The following is a 20,487-nucleotide window of genomic DNA, read 5'->3' on the forward strand; positions in this document are numbered from 1 at the left end:
CCATGCTCAAAGGTCTGGCTATCACTCCGCCGGTACTCGGGCGGATTTCCATCGGCAAGGTCATCGAGAAGAACGGCAAGCGTCTGCCGGAGAAAGATGACCAGTTCACCATCACTTCCCAAGTGCAAGGCAAGGACGGCTGGCTGCTGCACCCGCTCAATGACGAGCTGCGCCAGGGCAAGGACGACAAGCTGCGCAGCATTCCGGTACGGCTTCTGTTCAACGAACCGGAGCTGAATTTCCGAGCTGACTACACGCTGTTCGACCGACAGTCCGGACGCCCAATCTGCGTGGGCAATGGTGAAACCTGCAAGCGGGTCACTCAGGACGGCATGCAGTCACTGCCCTGCCCGTCACCGGATGCCTGCCCACTGGCCAAAGGCGGTGCCTGTAAGCCCTACGGCCGACTGAATGTGGTCATTGGTGATGAGGATCCGCTGGGCAGCTTCGTGTTCCGCACCACCGGCTTCAACAGCATCCGCACCCTCGCCGCTCGCCTGCATTACTTCCAGGCCATCTCGGGCAACCGCCTGGCCTGCCTGCCACTGGAACTACGTCTACGTGGTAAGTCGACTCGCCAGAGCCATGGCACGCCGATCTTCTACGCCGATCTGACGGTACGTGGTGGCATGGACATGTCTGAAGCACTGGTGTCCGCCAGTGAACTCGATTCGCGGCGGCAAGCTGCCGGCTTCAATCAAGCAGCGTTGGATGAGGCTGCACGACGCGGCTTCGGCAACGGAGCCTTCGAGGACAGCGAGGAGGATGCCAGCGCCATCGTGGAAGAGTTCTACCCCGAGGGTGAAGCTCCTGCTGCAGCAACAATTTCCCAACTCAACCCCACCAAACCCAGCCTGGCTGAAAAGCTCGATGCACAGGCTGCTCGTCACACCCCACCCACAGACCAAGACCAAGGAGGCCGCCATGCACCTGCACAAGCTGAAAGCCAGTGACACGGCCGGCACCTACTTGGTCGAGTCCCCGGTGACGGAAAACGACATCCTGCTGATGGCCAGGCAACTGGCCAGCCTGCGCCTGCGCAAGGGACGTGCACTGACCTCGCCTAAGGAGGCGTTCAGTCACCTGCAGACGCTGCTGGCTGATTATGAGCACGAGGTTTTTGCACTGCTCATGCTCGACAGCCGACACCGGGTGATTGCGTTCGAGGAAGTGTTTCGCGGAACCCTGGATGGAGCCAGCGTCTACCCACGGGAAATCGTGAAGATCGCCTTGGAACACAACGCAGCGGCAATCATCCTGGTACACAACCACCCCTCAGGTGATCCCGAGCCCAGCCAGGCGGATCGCAATCTCACCACGAAACTGCAGGACGCACTGAATCTGGTCGGAGTCAGAACGCTCGATCACGTTGTGGTAGGCCAGGAGGATTGTGTGTCGTTGGCTGAGCGCGGCTACCTGTAAGGAGGTGCCAATGAAACTGCTGCTACGGACTGTTGCCTCGGCATTCATGTTTGCCGGGATCTTGGCCGGTTGTCTGGCGATATTGCTGCTGATGATTCTGATGGTGCGCTTTCCACCATTGCTGATTGCCGTGGTGTTGGCGTGCTGGATCTACCGGAAGCAGAAAGTAAGAATGAACCCTTGAACGGTGAGCCAGCGTGGGTAGTCGAAAGACTGCCTGCAATGGCTCTCACTTCTTCTTTTGCCCTGGTAGCTAACGCTTACCTGCTGCCTTGTAAGCTGCACTTCGTTCACGCTTGCCCACTGCGACCACAATCACAACCACCCGATCATCTTCGACCCGATACACCAAACGATAGCCTGCTGTTCGGAGCTTGATCTTGTAGTGCCCAGGCAGATCCCTGAGGGCATCAGCCTGTACCTTTGGTGCTTCCAGCCGCTCACGCAGTTTTTTCTTTGCCTGCTCACGCACTGTATGACCCAGCTTCTCCCATTCCTTCAGCGCTGAGGGCAGGAACTCGAGCTTATAGGTCATCCAGGTTCACCGGCACCCCCTTCTCACCGGAGCGTGCATTAACGACATCGATCAGATCCAGATCGTCCAGACGGTCCAGCATCTGCTCGTACAGCTCGGCTGGCACCATGTACCCCATCACGCGGTTATGATTGAGAACGGCGACCGGCATGCCACCAGCACCAGCCATAACACCGGTGGGGTTTTTCTTCAGCTCAGAAACGCTCACTGCAACGTCAGCCAAAACACTCTGCATACCATAGCTCCTTTTTTAGGTCTTTATTTTGGTCTTAAGGTGCATAGCATAGCAAGGCATCCCCATGGGCAATCTTCCAAATGGCACGAGGCGTCCAATTTTGAACCGCCGCCATCTGGGAGAACTGATTGCCCTGAAGCCTCCCATTGAGCTGTGAGCCCATGCGGCTTGCGCGGACTGCTCCCTACCCCCGACTGGTCTCGAAACTCCGCTGACGATCGCCGTAGGACTTGGTCGCTTTCTTACACAGGTAGCTGGCTCGTTTGAACAGCTCAGGCAGCTCATCGAACTCGTCTCGACGAATTTCTCGATTGATAAAGTACTCAGGATTCTTTGGCCTATGGACCAGCCCCCTAACCTGATCAGCTGATAATCCAAGTACACTGGCCCAAGACTCTTCAATCCGTCTGAACATGTTAATCCGTTCAGAACCTATCCGGCCTAGCCTGTAATAGGCATCACGGTTCAAAAGAATCAGTAGGTGGTAATGGCGACGACCTCTCTGACCGATCTCTTTCGACCAGACGTATCGTACTTTGCAACCACGCGAGTAACCACGCTCAGCCACGCGCTCCTGGTGGTACTGGATCTTCTTCGTAAACGATTCGAAGAACTTGCTTATGACCTTGTTCGTATAGGCGTACTCGGGTAGCTCGATAGCATTAGGCACATAAAGATCTACTCTGAAGGCAAGTACTCTAGGGTACTCAGCCATGGCTAAGTCGATGGTATGTTTGAGATCATAAAGGTATTCCAGAGCAAAGGGGCCTACTTCTGCCTGGATAGGAAAACCTTCAAAGGTCTCCCCGTAGTGCAAATGAAGATTGGTATTATCGGGATGACGTAGTGGGGAGTGCTGGGTTGTAGCGATATCGTTGACCATGGTTATGACTCCAGTTAATTTGACTCATAACACATATGCCATTATTAAATATTTAATACACCCTACACCCTCCACCCTTAACACCCGCACCATGCTAGATAAGTTTAATAGTTATCAATAAAATAATAATACTCCCGCCGCAAAATAAATAAGCAGAAAGCCCAGCAAACACGAAGGGCGCTATAGATAAAACAAAGCAATTACAGAGCTTTTAACAATCAATACAATTTCGGAATTAAATTATCCAAATTATCCAAAAATAATACGCTGATCCATGTAGTTAATTATAGAGTGATTATAGAATCCTCTTTGGCCTGAACTCTATCGCTTGCTCGATTGAAATCTCACCCGCTACAAAATCAGCTCGCCCTGTGAGACCAGCCACTCTATTTGATCCAAATCAACGAAGTGCTGTTATCGTCAAAAGGAGCATTCATGGCTCGGGGGCAATCTGCTATCGTCGGCCTATTGCCCCGCCTGGTGAATTGCTGTGCGTCGGATTGGATTGATCCTGCTAATGATTGCTAGCCTCGTGCTGCCGACCTTCGGCGGTGTGGCTTTCAGCATGCCGGCACAACCTTGCCCGATGCAGAGCGCCGATCATCAGGGCCATGCAATGGCCGATGCTCCGTGCTGCGAGCAAATGGACAAGTCTGATGGGGTGGCCAAGAAGTCCCCTTGCAAACCCGGCCAGGAATGCAAGACCGGAGGACTTCTCCAGACCACCGTGATCAAGAGCATATCCCCTCTCCCCTCACGCCCCGAGATATTGCTGACCCAGTCGGTGATTAAGCGAGAGCCCGCAGGACTCTGGCGCCCTCCTCGTTTCGTCTAATGCAGTGATCATCCCGCGCCTTACAGTCAGGCGCATCGTCGCGGTCACGTTTCGTAGTCGCGACTTCGATCAATCGCAATGGAGGCGAAAGCATGTCCGCTTTCCTTTTTCCACGCCGTGGCTTTCTCGGTGTGTTGGCTGCCGCATTCTGGGCAGCTCCCTGGCTTGCCGCGCAGGCGCAGCCCCTAACTTTCGAACGAGCCCAAGCTCTGGCCGAGCAGAGTGCCCCTGAGAACCTCGCGCGCCAGGCGCAGGTGGCATCGGCACAGCAGGCTGTCGAGCCCGCAGACGCCCTGCCCGATCCCAAGCTGATTCTAGGCATCGACAACCTGCCGATCGAAGGCCCTGACCGTTACACGCTTAATCGTGACTCCATGACCATGCGCCGCATTGGGTTCATGCAGGAAGTCCCCAACAGTGACAAGCGTCAGGCTCGGCGCCAGTTGGCCGAGGCTTCAGTAGGCCGAGCCGAGGCCGAGCAGCGTGCCATGCAGTTGGAGATCAAGCGCCAGACGGCAGTGAGCTGGCTGGATGTGTACTACGCCGAACGCAGTGTTGGCCTCTTCGATCAACTGGACCGTCAGATCGAGATGCTCCGCTCGACCGTGCAATCGCTGATTGCCGGCGGTAGTGCTCAGCCTGGCGAGCTGTTGCAGGCCGACCAGGAAGCTTTGGCGTTACAAGATCGGCGAGATGAACTGAATCGCGATGTGGCAGTAGCTCGTGCCAAGCTGCGCCGCTGGATAGGCAACGAGGCTGACCAGCCTTTGCAAGGAGGTGTTCCCAGTCTGAACCTGGTGGCACCGCACCTGCAGCAACGCATTGCCTCACACCCTGAGTTGCGCGCTGCCTCCGCCCGAGTCGGCGAGGCTAGCGCCGAGCTGAACGAGGCCATCGCCGAGAAGACCCCCGACTGGGGTGTTGAGTTTGCCTACAACAATCGCGACAACCAGTTCGGCGATATGGTGATGGTGCAATTTACCTTCGACCTGCCGTTGTTCGTAGGCACACGTCAGGGGCCCAAGATCAACGCCAGACAACAAAGCGTGTCGCAGATGGAAGCCGAGCAGGAAGCATTACTGCGCGCCCATCAGGCTGAGCTGGAAGGCGGTATTGCCGAGCTTGAGCAACTGCGCAGGACCTTGTCACGCACCGAAAAAACCTTGATCCCGCTTGCAAGCAAACGTGCCGATCTCGAACTGGCCGCCTACCAAGCCGGTAACAGCCAGCTCACATCCGTTATTACTGCCCAGCGCGACCTGATTGATGCGCAACTGCGGCAGATTGAACAACAGCGCAAGTTGAGCCAGCTCTCCGCAAGCCTGTACTACGCCTATGTGGAGGGCCTGAAATGAAGATATCGACATTTGGTTTTGCGGTCGCCGTGCTGACCGTGGGCATTGGCGCGGCGGGCGGTGGCTACTGGCTGGCCCAGCGGCAAGCCAAACACGAGCTACTGCCTAGCTCCGCACCGACGGACGAGCGCAAGGTGCTCTATTGGTACGACCCGATGCAGCCTGAGCAGCGCTTCGATAAACCGGGCAAGTCACCTTTCATGGATATGGAGCTTGTCCCTAAATACGCAGGATCCGAGCAAGATCCGTCTGTCCTGAGCGTCCCCGCTCAAGCCGTGCAGAACCTCGGAATGCGGACCTCGACGGTGATCCGCGGTGTACTGCCCTCGGATATCGAGGTGGTCGGCTCCCTGGCCTATAACCAGCGAGAGGTAGCGAACCTCCAGGCCCGCGCTGGCGGATTCGTCGAGCGGGTTTACGGGCGTGCCCCTGGCGATGTACTGCCAGCTGGAACACCCCTGGTCGACCTGCTGATTCCCGAGTGGTCCGCCGCGCAGTTGGAGTTCCTCGCGGTACTGCGTACCGGTGACGCCCGCTTGATCACTGCGGCCCAAGAGCGCCTCCGCCTGCTCGGCATGCCACAAGCGTTGATAGAGCAGGTTCGCCGCAGCGGCAAACCGCGGGCAGTGCAAACCCTCACCACACCTATCAGCGGCGAGCTCCAAGCCTTGCAGGTACGCGCCGGGATGACCGTTGAAGCCGGGCAGGATCTGGCGTTGATCAACGGGCTGTCCAGTGTCTGGCTCGATGCGGCGATACCCGAGGCCATGGCCGGAAGTATCCAGGTCGGGGACGAGATCCGCGCCAACCTGACGGCCTTTCCTGATCGACCGCTGCTGGGCCGCGTCATAGCCTTGCTGCCGAGTGCCGATCCGCAAACGCGCACGCTCACGGTACGCAGCGAGCTACCCAACCCTGCCGGTAAGTTGCGCCCCGGCATGTTCGCCGCCGTACGCCTGAACAGTGCCGTCGAACAATCCACGCTTCTTGTGCCGAGTGAAGCCGTGATTCGCACCGGGAAGCGTGCATTGGTGATGCTGGCCGAAGGCGACGGACGCTACCGTCCCCAGGAAATCACCTTGGGCCGCGAGGCCGATGGGCGTCTGGAGGTGTTTTCCGGTCTTGAGGAAGGTCAGGCGGTCGTTACCTCCGGCCAGTTCCTCATCGATTCGGAAGCCAGCCTGCAGGGCATCCTGGCCGGCAATGCAGAACAGGACAGCACGGAGGGGCTGCATGTGTCTCACGGCGTTATTCGCGCACTGGACGGGAAACAAGTCACCCTGGAGCATGGCCCCTTCGAGAGCCTGAATATGCCAGGTATGACCATGGCTTTTCCTCTGGTCAGCTCCGAAGTAGCTGTGGGACTTAAGCCAGGAGATCACGTACGCATCGCCGCACGTCAGACAAACTCCGGCCTGCTGATCGAGCAGCTCCGCAAGGAAGGAGACCAGCCATGATCGCGCGCCTGATCCATTGGTCGATCGGCAACCGCTTCCTGGTACTGCTGGCCACCCTGTTCATCACCGCCCTGGGCCTCTGGTCGCTGCGCAACACGCCGTTGGATGCACTGCCGGACCTATCTGACACCCAGGTCATCATCAGAACCAGCTTTCCCGGACAGGCACCGCAGATCGTCGAGAACCAGGTGACCTACCCACTGGCCACAACCATGCTCTCGGTACCGGGGGCGAAGACGGTGCGCGGCTACTCGTTCTTCGGCGACTCCTTCGTCTACGTGCTGTTCGAGGACGACACCGACCTCTACTGGGCGCGCTCGCGGGTGCTGGAGTACCTCAACCAGGCGCAGGAACGCCTGCCCGAGGGTGTTACCACCACCCTTGGGCCGGATGCCACCGGCGTGGGCTGGATCTACCAGTACGCCTTGGTCGACCGCAGCGGCCAGCATGATCTTGCCCAGCTGCGGGCACTGCAGGACTGGTTCCTCAAGTACGAACTCAAGAGCCTGCCCAACGTAGCCGAAGTGGCCACCCTCGGCGGCATGGTCAAGCAATACCAAGTGCTGCTCGATCCGCAGAAGCTGGTGGCTTATGGGGTAACTCAGCAGGAGGTCGAAGCGGCGCTGAAGAGCGCCAATCAGGAAACCGGCGGCGCCATCCTGGAGCTGGCAGAGCGCGAGTACATGGTGCGGGCTTCAGGCTATCTAGAGAGCCTGGCGGATTTCCGCAATGTGCCGCTGCGGGCTTCGGCCAGCGGAGTTCCGGTGCTGCTGGGTCAGGTGGCCACCATTCAGCTGGGGCCAGAGATGCGTCGTGGCATTGCCGAGCTGGATGGCCAGGGTGAAGTGGTAGGCGGCGTGGTCATCTTGCGCTCCGGAAAGAATGCCCGCGATACCATCGCCGCGGTGAAGACCAAGCTGGACAGCCTGAAGGGCAGCTTGCCGGCCGGCGTCGAGGTGGTCACCACCTATGACCGTTCGCAATTGATCGACCGCGCCATCGATAACCTCAGCTACAAGCTGCTGGAAGAGTTCGCGGTGGTTGCCCTGGTTTGCCTGATCTTCCTCTGGCACCTGCGCTCGTCGCTGGTCGCGATCATCACCCTGCCCCTGGGCATCCTGATGGCCTTCATCGTCATGCGCTACCAGGGCGTCAATGCCAACATCATGTCGCTCGGCGGGATCGCAATCGCCATCGGCGCCATGGTCGATGCCGCCGTGGTGATGATCGAGAACGCGCACAAGCACATCGAGGCCTGGAAGGCTCGACACCCCGGTGAACCGCTTCAGGGCGAGGCGCACTGGCGGGTGATCGGCGAAGCTGCGGCCGAGGTCGGGCCGGCGCTGTTCTTCAGCCTTTTGATCATCACCCTGTCTTTCCTCCCGGTCTTCACCCTGGAGGCCCAGGAGGGTCGCCTGTTTGGCCCGCTGGCATTCACCAAGACCTATGCCATGGCTGCCGCTGCTGGCCTCTCGATCACCTTGGTACCGGTGCTGATGGGCTATTGGATTCGTGGGCATATCCCCAGCGAACAACAGAACCCCTTGAATCGTTGGCTGATCGGTGCATACCGGCCGGTGCTGGAGTGGGTGCTGGCTTGGCCTAAGGTGACCCTAGCGCTGGCCTTGCTAGTGTTTTTGTCCAGTCTCTGGCCCCTCAGCAGACTCGGAGGAGAGTTTCTACCGCCGATGGACGAGGGCGACTTGTTGTACATGCCATCAGCCCTGCCCGGCTTGCCGGCCAGCAAGGCCACCCAGCTGCTGCAGCAAACCAACCGGATGATCCTCACGGTGCCCGAAGTGGCACGGGTATTCGGCAAGGCCGGGCGAGCAGAGACCGCCACCGATCCAGCACCGCTGGAAATGTTCGAGACCACGGTGCAGTTCAAACCACGCGATCAATGGCGCGCGGGGATGACACCCGAAAAGCTGATCGAGGAACTGGATCGCGCGGTAAAAGTTCCGGGGCTGTCCAATATCTGGGTGCCGCCCATCCGCAACCGCATCGACATGCTGGCGACGGGGATCAAGAGCCCCATTGGGGTGAAAGTGTCCGGAACCTCCTTGGTCGACATCGAGCGCATAACGCGCGATATCGAGGCCGTGGCCAAAGAGGTGCCTGGGGTGAGTTCGGCCTTGGCAGAACGCCTTACTGGCGGCCGTTACGTGGACATCCAGATCGATCGACTGGCCGCGGCGCGCTATGGCCTGAGCATCGCCGATGTGCAGGCGGTGGTATCGGGCGCCATCGGCGGCAGCAATATTGGTGAGACGGTTGAAGGACTGGCCCGCTTCCCGATCAACCTGCGCTATCCCAAGGAGTGGCGAGACAGTCCGCAGGCACTACGGCGTATGCCGATCCTCACGCAAGCCGGCCAGCAGATCACCTTGGGCACCGTCGCCCAGGTTAGTCTGACCGAAGGGCCGCCAATGCTGCGCAGCGAGAACGGGCGTCTGTCCGGTTGGGTCTATGTCGATGTCCGTGGGCGCGACCTGGCATCGACCGTGCGCGAGTTGCAGCAACGCGTAGCTGAGCAGGTACAACTCGATGCTGGCATGACCGTCTCCTACTCCGGTCAGTTCGAGTTCCTGGAGCGCGCCAATGCACGGCTGGCCTGGGTGGTACCGGCGACCTTGTTGATCATCTTCGTGCTGCTTTACCTGACCTTCAGCCGCTTCGGTGAGGCCCTACTGATCATGGCAACCCTGCCCTTCGCCCTATCGGGCGGCATCTGGCTGCTCTACTGGTTCGGCTTCAACCTGTCGGTTGCCACTGGGGTCGGCTTTATCGCCTTGGCCGGCGTCTCGGCGGAATTTGGGGTGATCATGCTGCTGTACCTGAAGAATGCCTGGCATGCACGTATGGATGCCGGGCGCAGCGGTGACCCGGCACTACTGGAGGCAATTCGTGAAGGCGCAGTGCTGCGCGTGCGGCCCAAGGTGATGACGGTGGCCGTGATCATCGCCGGCCTGTTGCCAATCCTCTGGGGCGGAGGTGCCGGATCTGAAGTGATGAAGCGCATCGCCGCGCCCATGGTCGGCGGCATGATTACCGCGCCGCTGATGTCCATGTTGGTTTTGCCGGCCGCGTACTGGCTGATGCGAAGGCAGCGTACACAGAAGGTTCGCGCACCGCAGGAGCTATAGCTTTACAAACCCGGGCAAGCCACGCGCCAAGCTGACTCGCCCGGGTAACGCGGCAGGAAGCATTACGGCGATGTAACTTTGACTTCATTTTTATGACAGGTTGAGCGGATATATTTTAATCACCACCTTGAAGGAGTGATTAAACATGAAAAGCCTCAAAGTTATTGCAGCCCTTGCCGCTATGGTTGTTTCCTCTGCCACTCTGGCAGAAGGCGGCGCTGATCGTGTTTATGGTCGGATGATTCAGGCCAATGAGCAGGCCATGCAAGAGTATGCTGCCGCTAACGGAAAGAATCCGCCTGAAGTTATTCATTACCGCTACGGCATGAAGCTCGATATCGCCAGGGTCGTGGCCACTACCTCAACGGACTCTAGCTGCAATGTGATGCCAGCCCAGATGACCTACGAGGACTCCAACGGCGATCTGAATATTCTTGAATACCGTGCAGCCGGAACAGGTTGCCGGAACCAAAACTAATAAATGACATCGCGCTGACTGAAAAGTAATTTTCAAGTCACCCTGACGTTATTTGGCATGTGGAAATATGGCCAAGGCGCGCCTGGTTATGCCCGGCGCGCTTGGCACATATATGCAACCACACAATGACAACTGCCAATAACATCAGGAGAATTTATGAATAACAGAACCCTGTTAGGACTTTCTCTACTCGCTCTGAGCATCAGTACCGGGCAAGCTGCAATGGCCGCCGACGAGAAAGGCGAGGGATTTATCGAAGGCAGCAGCCTGACCATCCTCAATCGAAATCTCTACTTCAACCGTGACTTCCGCAAAGGCCAGTCCAGCAGCTCGGGTAATGGCTATTCGGAAGAGTGGGCGCATGGCGTGATAGGCCGATTCGAGTCTGGCTTCACCGAGGGCACCATAGGCTTCGGTGTCGATGCCTTTGCCATGCTAGGACTCAAACTTGACACCGGCGACGGCCGTTCAGGAGCCGGTGGCTCAGTCGATGTGCTGCCTTACAACAGCCTCGGGCAGGCTGAGGATAACTACTCCAAACTGGGTGGCGCGGTGAAAGCTCGGTTCATGGATACCGAGATCAAGGTAGGCGACGTCTTTCCTGTCAGCCCTGTCGTCCAATACGGTGATGCGCGGCTTTTACCGGAGAGTTTCCGAGGTATCACCGTGCTCAACAGCAGCGTGGAAGGACTGTCGCTTCAAGGTGGTCGCCTCCACTCGATGAGCCAACCCAATACCAGCAGCATGCGCGACGGCTTCGCTACCTTCTACGCAGGCGAAGTGGACTCGCCATGGATCGCCTATTTCGGTGGTGATTACACGCTTAATGACAACGTCGGCTTTAGTCTCTACACCAGCCGCCTCAAGGATGCCTGGAATCAATATTACGCGGGCACCACGCTGAGCTACCCGCTTGCGGACGATGTCGCCTTGATCGGCGGGCTGAACTACTACAAGGCGGTCGATGAAGGGAAGCAGCTCCTCGGGAGCTTCGATAACAACATCTGGAGCGGCAAGGTCGGCATCCAATTCGGCGCTCACACAGTGCTGGTGGGTCTCCAGCGCAACAATGGCGATGATGACTTCGACTACTTGCGCCAATCGGACTCCATCTACCTCGACAACTCCATCCAGTACAGCGACTTCAACTCGCCGAAGGAGAAGTCATGGCAAGTGCGCTATGACCTGGATATGGAGCCTTTCGGTGTGCCTGGGTTGAGCTTCATGACTCGATATGCCCAAGGCTGGGATGCCGACTACAGCAAGGCCAACGAAGTCTATATGCGCCGTGATGACAACGGCGATCCGTTGACCAACCAGAAGCGCTGGGAGCGGGACATCGAGGCCAAGTACGTTGTGCAGACTGGATCACTGAAGGATATGTCTTTCCGTGTTCGCCAAATGACCACTCGCGCGACCGATTACGAGTCGGATCTGGATGAAGTCCGCCTGATTGTCGAGTACCCGCTGGAAGTTCTCTAACCCTGGCAAGCGGGCGGGTTGATTGCCCGCTCGCGCCTTGGTCCTGCTGTCCCCTCGTAGTGCTCCTTTGGTTTGGAGACAGCCCTTGGCGCCCTCGGGCGCCTTTTTTACTTAGGTTAAAGGGCGTATGAAAAAGAGTCGGCCACTACACACAAGCGGCCGTGCTGGCAGGCAGTACTACTGAGCGGGATATTCTGCAACGACCTGATCAGACCCCGCCTTGGTCAAGCCAATGACCTGGTAGGCATGCTGTACGCCATCGACTTCCATACCGGGGGAGCCCGCCGGCATCCCGGGAACAGCGATGCCCACGAGATCATCGCGCTTGGTGAGCTCGATGACCTGAGCCGCCGGCACATGACCTTCGACGAACTTGCCGTCAATCACCGCGGTGTGACAAGACGCCAACCGCGGCGCAACGCCCAGACTTTGCTTCACTGCCGACATGTTGCTTTCGACATGGTCGACGACTTTGAAGCCATTCGCTTCGAGGTGTGAGATCCACTTCTTGCAACATCCGCAATTAGCATCACGATGGACATCAATCGTCAGGGCATCAGCGGCTTGAACTCCAGTTGTGACGGAGAGAGCGGCCAGCAAGGCCAGATATTTAGCTTTCATGCACGTGCTCTTTGCCATCGGCGTGGGTGTGGGTCTTGGGCGAGGCATTCGGAGTTTGCTCGGAATGATGGTCTCCGCCGCTTGGGGCGGCCTCATCCCCGGCATGGTGATCATCGCCACTCATGTCCGAATGGTGACCTGCCTCAGGTGCGGAGCCACCCTCGCTATCAGTAGCCGCGGCATCGTGATGGCCAGGCTCTCCGGCATCACCTGTTCCATGATGGTCTTCGCCACCGCCGCTATTGCCATGATGGCCAGGCTTGTTGTCGCCGTGCTGACCTTCATGATTGTGCATTTGCGTTTCCCCACCACCATGCTGATGGCCGCCACTGGATGCGACGAGTGCTTGGTATTGCTTGGCATCCATCGTCGGCAATTGGTCAATGAAGGCAACCATGCCCCAGATGTACTCATCGCCCATGCTCTTGCCCCACGCAGGCATACCCGTTGCCTTGATGCCATGCTTGATCACCCAGAACGCTGCTGACGGATTGCCATCGACACCGATCTTGGCGAGGTTGGGGGGCGCAGGATAAAGCGATTGGCTCAGCTCGGTCTCCGCCACACCTGGCGCCAAATGACAGCCGATACACATGGAGTTGTAGTTGCCCGCACCGGCGCGAATAAGAGCTTGATCATCCAGGTTGGGAACCTCGATGTTCCGCGAACGGACTTCGATAGAGCGGTCACGGGCCATCGTGAGAAACGCATTCACTGCAGGAAAATGGGGATCGTCGGCCCCCACGTTGACCACGCCAAAGTAGGCACCGGCCAGGACAGCTGTGCTACCGACCACGCCGGCCGCCACCAAAGTTTTAATTGTTCTTTTCATGTCAGGTTCTCAAAACCACATCCGGATACCGGCGACAAAACGCGCCTCGTCTACATCACCGCCCTCGTCGCGCACCATGTCTGCCGTGTTGCCATAGGAGCGGCTCCAAGAAACCCCGATATAGGGGGCAAACTGCCGGACAATCTCGTAACGCAGACGTAAACCGAGCTCGGTATTGGCCAACCCGGACCCCACACCTCGCTCAGGATCGTTCTTGCCGTAGAAGTTCATTTCGGCAGTTGGCTGGAGAATCAGCCGGTTGGTCAGCAGAATGTCGTACTCGCCCTCCAGTCGGGCAGCAGTTTGGCCATTCTCGCCGACGAAGGCCGTGGCTTCGGCCTCAAAGGCGTAAAGCGCCATGCCCTGGATACCGAAGGCGGCCCAAGTCTGCGGCGACTCCGGTTTGAAGTCCTGGCGGACGCCCGCGACGACATCCCACCAAGGGCCGATCGAGCGGCCGTACAGCAGCTGTAATTCAGCGTCCTCGGTAACGCCGTTGGTACGCTCGCCTTCGGAGCGGAACCAGACCCGGTTGATATCACCGCCTACCCAACCCGACGCATCCCAGGCCAGGGTGCTGCCCTCATCTGCGTCTTGGTATTCGAGCTGATCGAGCAGGAAAAAGCTGTTGATGGCGCTGTCATGCACCTTGTGGCCAGGCAGTGGCGGGAAAGCCGCTTGGCGATCAGCATCCGTCAGAACGGGAATCGGCGTACGACTGGTAGTTCTCGGGGCTTCAGCGGAGCCATGGTTCATCTTCGAATGATCCATGCCCTCCATCTGTCCCTGCATGGTGCCGTGTCCCATCTTGCTGTGGTCCATGGCTGGGGCCTTCTCTTGGCTCTGGCTGTGGCCCATCTGGCTATGGTCCATTCTGCCCGATTCGCTCTGCATGGCACCATGATCCATCTTGCTGTGATCCATGCCCTCCATCGGCGCTTTGGCGGAACCGTGGCCCATCTGGCTGTGGTCCATCGACATGGAGCCGTGCCCCATTGCCGAATGATCCATTTCTTCCGCAGCCTGGGTAACGCCGCCGCTGAGTGCACTCAGCGACACGACCAGCGCTATGAGGGACGGGCGTGAAAACCTAGTGGTCATGGTTCGAACCTGCTTCGGCTTCGGTGCCGCCATGCTTATCCATCATCTTCTCGTGCCCCATATCGTCATGGTTCATGCCCTCATGATCCATGGTGCCATGATCCATCTGCTGGCCAGCGGCCTTGCCTTTCGATTGATCTGCAGGCTTGTCACTGATGGCCTCGGGCGCAGCCGACTCGGCAGCATGTTGTTCGTGCTCGCTGTGCCCCTCACCTGCCAATGACGTCGGCGCGTACAAAGCAGCCAAAAAACTGAACATCGCTGCGCTGCCAAACAGGGCATTACGCTTCATAAAAGTACTCATCAGAAATCTCCTTTACTCATCCACACGGACTTCACGGAACATGCCCATTTCCATGTGGAGCAACAGGTGGCAGTGGTAGGCCCAACGCCCCAACGCATCGGCGGTCACCCGATAGCTGCGCTTGGAACCTGGCGGCATGTCGATGGTGTGTTTACGCACCAGGAAATTGCCGTTCGCATCCTCCAGATCACTCCACATGCCATGAAGATGGATCGGGTGAGTCATCATGGTGTCGTTGACCAGCGTGATGCGAACACGCTCGCCGTACTTGAGGCGTAGAGGCTCGGCGTCAGAGAACTTGATTCCATCGAAGGACCAGGAGAATTTCTCCATATGCCCGGTGAGGTGCAGCTCGATGGTGCGACTTGGCTCACGCCCGTCCGGATCAGGGAAGGTGCTGCGCAGGTCAGAGTACGTCAGCACGCGCCGGCCGTTATCACGCAGGCCGATACCTGGGTCGTCCAGCTTGTGCGTCGGCGTCATGGTCTGCATGTCGACCAAAGGATTGTTGGTCTCTGAGGCCGGGTGTGCCTGCATGTTGCCAGCCATGCCAGCCATGCCAGCCATGCCAGCCATGTTTGAATGATCCATTCCGGCCATCTGGCTGTGATCCATACCAGCCATGCCACCCTGCATGCTGCCATGATCCATTCCCGCCATATTGCCCTGATCCATCCCGGCCATGTTCCCGTGATCCATACCGCCCATGCTGCCGTGATCCATACCCATGTCGCCCATGGCAATCAGCGGACGCGGGTCGGGGCTGGGTACTGGTGCACTCAACCCCTCCTGTACAGCAAGGGTGCCGCGCGCATAGCCAGTGCGATCCATGGATTGTGCAAACACGGTATAGGCCTGTTCGCTGTCTGGTTCGACGATCACGTCGTAGGTCTCGGCCACGGCGATACGGAACTCGTCGACGCTGACCGGTTTGACGTGCAGACCATCGGCCGCAACCACAGTCATCTTCAGGCCCGGGATGCGCACATCGAAATAGGTCATCGCCGAGGCGTTGATGAAGCGCAGGCGGATCTTTTCGCCTGGTTTGAATATGCCGGTCCAGTTGCCATTGGGTGCCTGGCCATTCATCAGGTAGGTGTAGGTGTAGCCACTGACGTCAGCGAGATCCGTCGGGCTCATCTTCATCTCGGCCCACATCTTGCGATCGGCTACGGCGGCGGACCAACCCATCTCGCTTACGTCATCGATGAAGTCACCAACGGTGCGCTTGTGCTGGTTGTAGTAGTCCGATTGCTTCTTCAGCTTGGCCAGAACCCGAGCTGGGTTTTCATCGGTCCAGTCGCTCAGCAGTACGACGTAGTCACGGTCGTAAGTGAAGGGTTCGGACTCTTTGGCATCGATGACCAGCGCGCCATATACGCCGACCTGCTCCTGAAGCCCCGAGTGGCTGTGATACCAGTAGGTACCGTTCTGATTGACCTTGAACTTGTACTCATACATGCCATCAGGCGCGATGCCATGGAAGCTCAGGCCCGGAACGCCATCCATGTTCGCCGGCAGGATAATGCCGTGCCAGTGAATGGACGTGTCCTCCTTGAGGCGGTTGCGTACGCGCAAAGTCACGGTCTCGCCCTCCCGCCAGCGCAGGATCGGGCCTGGCAGCGAGCCATTGATCGTCATGGCGGTACGCGCTGCGCCGGTGATGTTTACCGGAGTCTCTCCGATAAACAGGTCGAAATCGTTACCGCTCAGCACGTTGGGCTGACCTGGGCTGGTTACCGCCCAGACCGGCGTGCGCCACATGCCCATGCCGCCGAGAATACCGGCGGCGGCGAGGCCTTTGACGAAAGTACGTCTTGTGGTTTTGCTTTGCATGCCGTTATGTCCAATCCGTCAGATGAGCCGGTGATGTGCATCCGGTCTCGGGTTCATTGACTGCTCCAGTGTCGGGAGATTTGATCTTCAAGCCTTGCGCGTTGCGCAAGTTCCCCCCGACACCAAGCAGTATGAAACTGCCATATCTCAACCATCCGGGTGATTACATTTCTGTAAGGTTGAGGGGGCTCAGCAGTTGGCGTGTTCCGCCTGTTTGGCTTGGCTGCCGGCGACGGGAGCTTCATCCTTCTGCTGCTTGGCCAACTGATAGGCTTCCAGCGAGGCCTGACGGGCTTGTTCCATGCGTGCAAACGTGCGATCAGCACCGCCTTCGGCCATCGCCAGGCTGGAAACACTCAGGGCAGCAACTACAAACAGGGTTTTGATCGATTTCATTTCGTTAATCCTCGTAAGTTCAAAAGCCCCCGTAACAAACGGAGACGAGCGTTAAGCTCGATGCCACGTTAACCACGAAGCCCTGTCAGCAACCTGATCCGAACATTACAGTTCTGTCAGGTTGCTATTTCTTTCTTGTAGGCCCTCCTGAAGGCTCGGTACTGTCTTCCTGCCCGCGCAGCCTTGCGGATTTCATGGGCCTGCTCGGTAGCAATGCCTGAGCTAACTCGCTCACTCGCTCACTCGCACCGACGGATCGCGACCATCAAACAACCAAGAGAGATAGCCACTATGTCGAACAAATCCAACGTAGCTACCGGTGCCGCCCTGGCTCTGGTGGCCGCCAGCCTGTTCTCCACCCTGCCTGCCCAGGCTGCCCAGGACACCAAAGCAGCTGAAGTGAAGTGCTTCGGGGTCAATGGTTGCAAGGGGCAGAACGACTGCATGACCGCGAAAAACGCCTGCAAAGGCCAAGGCGAATGCAAAGGCCAAGGTTTCAAGTTGATGACCCAGGCCAAATGTGACGAAGCCGGTGGCAAAACCAGCGAATAAGGCGGTTCAGGGGAGTGCATGCCACTCCCCTGCTGGAGTCTCGAATGAGTAAGCGCAAAACTCTGGGTTTCGGTCTTGGCCTTCGCAACGAGTATTACCGGCAGATCCTGGAGGAACGGCCTGCGGTCGACTGGTTCGAGATCATTTCCGAGAATTACCTGGTGGAAGGCGGCAAGGCTCTCTACTTCCTCGATGCGATCGGCGAGCACTACCCCCTGGTGATGCACGGGGTGTCTCTTTCGATTGGCGGCTCACATGCCTTGGACATCGACTACCTACGACAGCTCAAGCAACTGGCAGATCGGGTGCAGCCTCAGTGGGTGTCTGATCACTTGTGCTGGAGTCGAGGCAACGCCCATCAACTTCACGATCTGCTGCCGCTGCCGTTTACCCAGGAGAGCCTGCTGCATGTCGCGGCCCGGGTGCGCCTGGTGCAGGATGTTTTGGAGCGTCCCATCGTGCTGGAGAACGTTTCCTCCTACGTGCAGTGGACAACATCCAGCATGAGCGAGTCTCAGTTCCTCTCGGAGCTCAGTTACCTGACCGGGTGCGAGCTGCTTCTCGACGTGAACAACGTCTACGTCAGCTCGCGAAACCAGGGTTTCGACCCTTGGCAGTTCATCATGGAGTTGCCGCACGAGCGGATTCGGCAAATTCACCTGGCCGGGCACAGCGATTACGGGCAATACCTCATCGACACCCATGATCAGCCCATCGCTGATCCGGTTTGGTCTCTATACAGCAAGACGTTGAGCTACTTGGGCCCGACATCGACCTTGATCGAGCGGGATGACCAGTTTCCGCCGCTGGAGGAGCTGCTGTCCGAATTAGCACATGCCCGTGCTATCGCCAAAGCTGTGATATCGGGGGCCATCCCTTGAGCCTGATCGCCGTACAGACTGCATTTGAAACTTACCTGACAGGTGACAGTGCCCTGCCCTCCAACGAACTTTTGGAGCAGATCCGAGGTAGCACAGCGCTGAGTGCTCTCGAAGGCCTGCAGATCTACCACAATGCTTACCGTTCGCGCCTGCTTGCGGTATTGCGAGAAGACTTCCCTGCCCTGCTTCACTGGATCGGCAACGAATCATTCGAGCAGCTCGCACTGGCCTACTTGGCCGCCTGGCCACCACGACATTTCAGCATTCGCTGGCTGGGCGAGAAGCTGCCCGAGTTCATTGGCAGCTACGTCGAAGAACCCCAACTATCGCCGATGCGCGAACTCGCGGAGCTTGAGTGGGCTTTTACACTGGCTTTCGATGCTCAGGACGTCGAAGTGCTTTCACTGCAGGCCATCAGTGATTTTTCGGCTGAAGACTGGATTTCACTCAGGGTTTCCCTGACTGCATCTGCCCGGTGGTTGCAGCTGCAGTACAACACGCTGGAGTTGTGGAAAGCCGCCAAGTCCGGCAGCTTGCTGCCTGATATTACCCGCCTGCCAACGAACCTAGCCTGTCTTGTTTGGCGTCATGAACTCGTCTGCCAGTACCGGAGCCTGGAGCCAGCGGAGGCTTCGGCATTGCAGTTTCTCATCGAGGGCGGATCGTTCGCTGAACTCTGCGAGTCGTTGAGCGCCACGCATGGCGAGCAAGCTCCCTTGCAAGCCGCGACCTGGTTGAAGTTGTGGGTCAACGACGGTTTGCTAAAGCGCGGCCAGCTATTACACGAATGACCCGGAACCTTTAGGCTAGCGCTCTCTCTTTGGCCACTCCGAGCGCTTCTATGACTCACCGCATCATTCATTTCAAACAGCAAAGCCTTGCTTGACCCGGAGACCTATCAGGCAATGCTGGCCGACGGCGTTGGTCACTGGGAGCGGCTTGCAGGAGAAGTCGTCGGCATAGAAGACGAAAAAAGCCACGAGTTCGCTGCATTGAAAAGCCTGTTCAAGCGCAAGCGGTACTCCTATGACACGCTGGAAATGCGCGAGCCAGGCGATCACTCAAACTGGCTTCGCGGCCGAGATGGTTCAGAAGGTATGACCAACGAGGTCACCAGTATCCCAGGGCTAAAAGAGCTCTCAGAACTGGAGATTTAGTGGGATAGCAGGTCAGCGCTCAAGCGCTGACCTGGGCCGAATAGCCAAGCTCCTGGATGAGTTCGCGGATCGACTCGGCACTTTCTGTGCTCTCAACGGTGACCTTGCCGGCCGTTCGATCCACTTCTACTCGTGCGTTCTGATCCAGCGCCTGGATGGCCTTCGTGATTTTGCTTACGCAACTGCCACAGCCCATCCCCGCAACACTCAGACTGAACATGTCTTTCACCTCATTTCGTCAGCGGCTCAAGTTACCGCACAGACAGGATCGACCTTGACACGATGGCAAGGTCAAGCCCGTACTCTACAAGAGGTTCAAGCGCCAATGCAGGCTGCGATCTGGCTGAAGGGGCTTCAGTGGCGATGGCTCTTGCCAACGTGCGTATGCTCTGCCTCAGGCAAAGGTTGAACCCCTCCGCTCGAACTAAGTTGCTGGATGATTGCGCATGCATCGACACTTCTCTCCGCGGCGCATCGATGGCGCAACTCAACGAGCTGCTTCTGCAGAGCTAACAGACTGTTGATCCGAAGCTCCACATGGCGAATGTGCTCGTCTACCAAGCCGTTAACGCTATCGCAGCTCTCCTCCGGACGATCGATGAGCAAAAGCAGCCGCCGTATTTCATCAAGCGTCATGTCCAGGGTTCGGCAGTTACGGATGAATACGAGCCGCTCTAGGTGCTCCTTCCCGTAGACCCGGTAGTTCCCCTCGCTTCGACCAGGAACAGGCAGCAGCCCTTCACGTTCATAGTAACGAATAGTCTCCACCTGACAGTCAGCCTGCTTTCCGAGCTCACCAATCTTCATGGGACGAATCTCCTGATCAATGCTTGACCCTATAGTGGCTTCAGGGTGTTGACTCTGCAATGACTTAGATAAGAGATCCCGCCATGAGCAGTTGCTGCAGTCACGACCACTCGGATCATCATAAACCTGAAGACCAAAAGCGCGAGCCAGCGCCACCAGGAACGACATTCAG

23 protein-coding genes are annotated in these 20,487 nt (G+C 58.0%); 12 read left to right on the forward strand and 11 right to left on the reverse strand.

Annotation, left to right across the window (positions count from 1 at the left end):
• Positions 1 to 2: 2 nt before the first annotated feature.
• The 3 genes from P7A97_RS15855 to P7A97_RS15865 are packed head-to-tail and all read left to right on the forward strand — an operon-like array spanning position 3 to position 1,606.
• Positions 3 to 953 carry a hydrolase or metal-binding protein gene (locus P7A97_RS15855; RefSeq protein ID WP_074918674.1) on the forward strand — a complete coding sequence of 317 codons (951 nt, stop codon included), beginning with the start codon at positions 3 to 5 and terminating at the stop codon, positions 951 to 953.
• On the forward strand, positions 925 to 1,422 hold the full coding sequence (gene radC, locus P7A97_RS15860; RefSeq protein ID WP_074918671.1) for a DNA repair protein RadC: 498 nt from the start codon (positions 925 to 927) through the stop codon (positions 1,420 to 1,422). The genes P7A97_RS15855 and radC overlap by 29 nt, the downstream gene beginning before the upstream one ends.
• A 10-nt stretch (positions 1,423 to 1,432) precedes the next feature.
• Entirely contained in the window at positions 1,433 to 1,606 is a 174-nt protein-coding gene (locus tag P7A97_RS15865) for a hypothetical protein (RefSeq protein ID WP_009686156.1), read from the forward strand.
• A gap of 69 nt (positions 1,607 to 1,675) precedes the next feature.
• Here P7A97_RS15865 and P7A97_RS15870 read toward each other — a convergent pair whose 3' ends face one another.
• The 3 genes from P7A97_RS15870 to P7A97_RS15880 all read right to left on the reverse strand — a co-directional run bounded on the left by P7A97_RS15870 (position 1,676) and on the right by P7A97_RS15880 (position 3,075).
• Positions 1,676 to 1,957: a type II toxin-antitoxin system RelE/ParE family toxin gene (locus tag P7A97_RS15870; protein WP_074918669.1), complete on the reverse strand. Its 282-nt coding sequence runs from the start codon at positions 1,955 to 1,957 to the stop codon at positions 1,676 to 1,678.
• The gene (locus P7A97_RS15875; RefSeq protein ID WP_033942931.1) at positions 1,947 to 2,192 is read right to left on the reverse strand and encodes a type II toxin-antitoxin system Phd/YefM family antitoxin; all 246 of its coding nucleotides are present in this window, start codon (positions 2,190 to 2,192) and stop codon (positions 1,947 to 1,949) included. Before P7A97_RS15875 ends, P7A97_RS15870 begins: the two co-directional genes overlap by 11 nt.
• Before the next feature lie 184 nt (positions 2,193 to 2,376).
• Positions 2,377 to 3,075 carry an inovirus Gp2 family protein gene (locus P7A97_RS15880; protein WP_271659928.1) on the reverse strand — a complete coding sequence of 233 codons (699 nt, stop codon included), beginning with the start codon at positions 3,073 to 3,075 and terminating at the stop codon, positions 2,377 to 2,379.
• Between the two features lie 927 nt (positions 3,076 to 4,002).
• Here P7A97_RS15880 and P7A97_RS15885 point away from each other — a divergent pair.
• From P7A97_RS15885 to P7A97_RS15905, 5 genes are all read left to right on the forward strand, one after another.
• A complete protein-coding gene (locus P7A97_RS15885; RefSeq protein WP_003139513.1) occupies positions 4,003 to 5,265 on the forward strand; it encodes a TolC family protein in 1,263 nt (420 codons plus the stop codon).
• On the forward strand, positions 5,262 to 6,722 hold the full coding sequence (locus P7A97_RS15890; protein WP_003452298.1) for an efflux RND transporter periplasmic adaptor subunit: 1,461 nt from the start codon (positions 5,262 to 5,264) through the stop codon (positions 6,720 to 6,722). Before P7A97_RS15885 ends, P7A97_RS15890 begins: the two co-directional genes overlap by 4 nt.
• On the forward strand, positions 6,719 to 9,868 hold the full coding sequence (locus tag P7A97_RS15895; RefSeq protein ID WP_003452300.1) for an efflux RND transporter permease subunit: 3,150 nt from the start codon (positions 6,719 to 6,721) through the stop codon (positions 9,866 to 9,868). The genes P7A97_RS15890 and P7A97_RS15895 overlap by 4 nt, the downstream gene beginning before the upstream one ends.
• Before the next feature lie 145 nt (positions 9,869 to 10,013).
• On the forward strand, positions 10,014 to 10,346 hold the full coding sequence (locus tag P7A97_RS15900; protein ID WP_003452302.1) for a DUF2790 domain-containing protein: 333 nt from the start codon (positions 10,014 to 10,016) through the stop codon (positions 10,344 to 10,346).
• Positions 10,347 to 10,502: 156 nt separating this feature from the next.
• Positions 10,503 to 11,828: an OprD family porin gene (locus P7A97_RS15905; RefSeq protein ID WP_003452303.1), complete on the forward strand. Its 1,326-nt coding sequence runs from the start codon at positions 10,503 to 10,505 to the stop codon at positions 11,826 to 11,828.
• A 177-nt stretch (positions 11,829 to 12,005) separates the two neighbouring features.
• Here the strand turns inward: P7A97_RS15905 and P7A97_RS15910 are convergent, their stop codons facing one another.
• From P7A97_RS15910 to P7A97_RS15935, 6 genes are all read right to left on the reverse strand, one after another.
• Positions 12,006 to 12,449 (reverse strand): DUF411 domain-containing protein, encoded by a 444-nt coding sequence (locus P7A97_RS15910; protein WP_004574337.1) that lies wholly within the window; start codon positions 12,447 to 12,449, stop codon positions 12,006 to 12,008.
• Positions 12,439 to 13,281: a cytochrome c gene (locus P7A97_RS15915; RefSeq protein WP_090432318.1), complete on the reverse strand. Its 843-nt coding sequence runs from the start codon at positions 13,279 to 13,281 to the stop codon at positions 12,439 to 12,441. The genes P7A97_RS15910 and P7A97_RS15915 overlap by 11 nt, the downstream gene beginning before the upstream one ends.
• Before the next feature lie 9 nt (positions 13,282 to 13,290).
• Positions 13,291 to 14,382 carry a copper resistance protein B gene (locus P7A97_RS15920; RefSeq protein WP_277691000.1) on the reverse strand — a complete coding sequence of 364 codons (1,092 nt, stop codon included), beginning with the start codon at positions 14,380 to 14,382 and terminating at the stop codon, positions 13,291 to 13,293.
• The gene (locus P7A97_RS15925) at positions 14,372 to 14,686 is read right to left on the reverse strand and encodes a hypothetical protein (protein ID WP_024616826.1); all 315 of its coding nucleotides are present in this window, start codon (positions 14,684 to 14,686) and stop codon (positions 14,372 to 14,374) included. Before P7A97_RS15925 ends, P7A97_RS15920 begins: the two co-directional genes overlap by 11 nt.
• A gap of 12 nt (positions 14,687 to 14,698) precedes the next feature.
• Positions 14,699 to 16,522 (reverse strand): copper resistance system multicopper oxidase, encoded by a 1,824-nt coding sequence (locus P7A97_RS15930; RefSeq protein ID WP_277691001.1) that lies wholly within the window; start codon positions 16,520 to 16,522, stop codon positions 14,699 to 14,701.
• Positions 16,523 to 16,711: 189 nt separating this feature from the next.
• Positions 16,712 to 16,918, reverse strand: a complete 207-nt coding sequence (locus tag P7A97_RS15935; protein WP_220814142.1) for a co-regulatory protein PtrA N-terminal domain-containing protein — start codon at positions 16,916 to 16,918, stop codon at positions 16,712 to 16,714.
• Positions 16,919 to 17,209: 291 nt separating this feature from the next.
• Between P7A97_RS15935 and P7A97_RS15940 the strand changes: the two genes are divergently transcribed.
• From P7A97_RS15940 to P7A97_RS15955, 4 genes are all read left to right on the forward strand, one after another.
• Complete coding sequence (locus tag P7A97_RS15940) at positions 17,210 to 17,470, forward strand: hypothetical protein (protein ID WP_268126217.1); 261 nt, start codon at positions 17,210 to 17,212, stop codon at positions 17,468 to 17,470.
• Between the two features lie 44 nt (positions 17,471 to 17,514).
• On the forward strand, positions 17,515 to 18,351 hold the full coding sequence (locus P7A97_RS15945) for a DUF692 domain-containing protein (RefSeq protein ID WP_277691004.1): 837 nt from the start codon (positions 17,515 to 17,517) through the stop codon (positions 18,349 to 18,351).
• Positions 18,348 to 19,142, forward strand: coding sequence for a DNA-binding domain-containing protein (locus P7A97_RS15950; protein ID WP_277691006.1), 795 nt, complete (start codon positions 18,348 to 18,350; stop codon positions 19,140 to 19,142). The genes P7A97_RS15945 and P7A97_RS15950 overlap by 4 nt, the downstream gene beginning before the upstream one ends.
• Positions 19,143 to 19,229: 87 nt before the next feature.
• Positions 19,230 to 19,508, forward strand: a complete 279-nt coding sequence (locus tag P7A97_RS15955) for a hypothetical protein (protein WP_176739308.1) — start codon at positions 19,230 to 19,232, stop codon at positions 19,506 to 19,508.
• A gap of 19 nt (positions 19,509 to 19,527) precedes the next feature.
• On the opposite strand, the gene P7A97_RS15960 is transcribed toward P7A97_RS15955, so the two are convergent.
• Complete coding sequence (locus P7A97_RS15960) at positions 19,528 to 19,728, reverse strand: heavy metal-associated domain-containing protein (protein WP_277691007.1); 201 nt, start codon at positions 19,726 to 19,728, stop codon at positions 19,528 to 19,530.
• Positions 19,729 to 19,862: 134 nt separating this feature from the next.
• The gene (cadR, locus tag P7A97_RS15965) at positions 19,863 to 20,315 is read right to left on the reverse strand and encodes a Cd(II)/Pb(II)-responsive transcriptional regulator (RefSeq protein WP_074918645.1); all 453 of its coding nucleotides are present in this window, start codon (positions 20,313 to 20,315) and stop codon (positions 19,863 to 19,865) included.
• Positions 20,316 to 20,487 lie beyond the last annotated feature (172 nt).

Origin of the sequence: Pseudomonas sp. GOM6, assembly GCF_029537485.1 — a bacterium.
Classification (GTDB): Bacteria; Pseudomonadota; Gammaproteobacteria; order Pseudomonadales; family Pseudomonadaceae; genus Aquipseudomonas.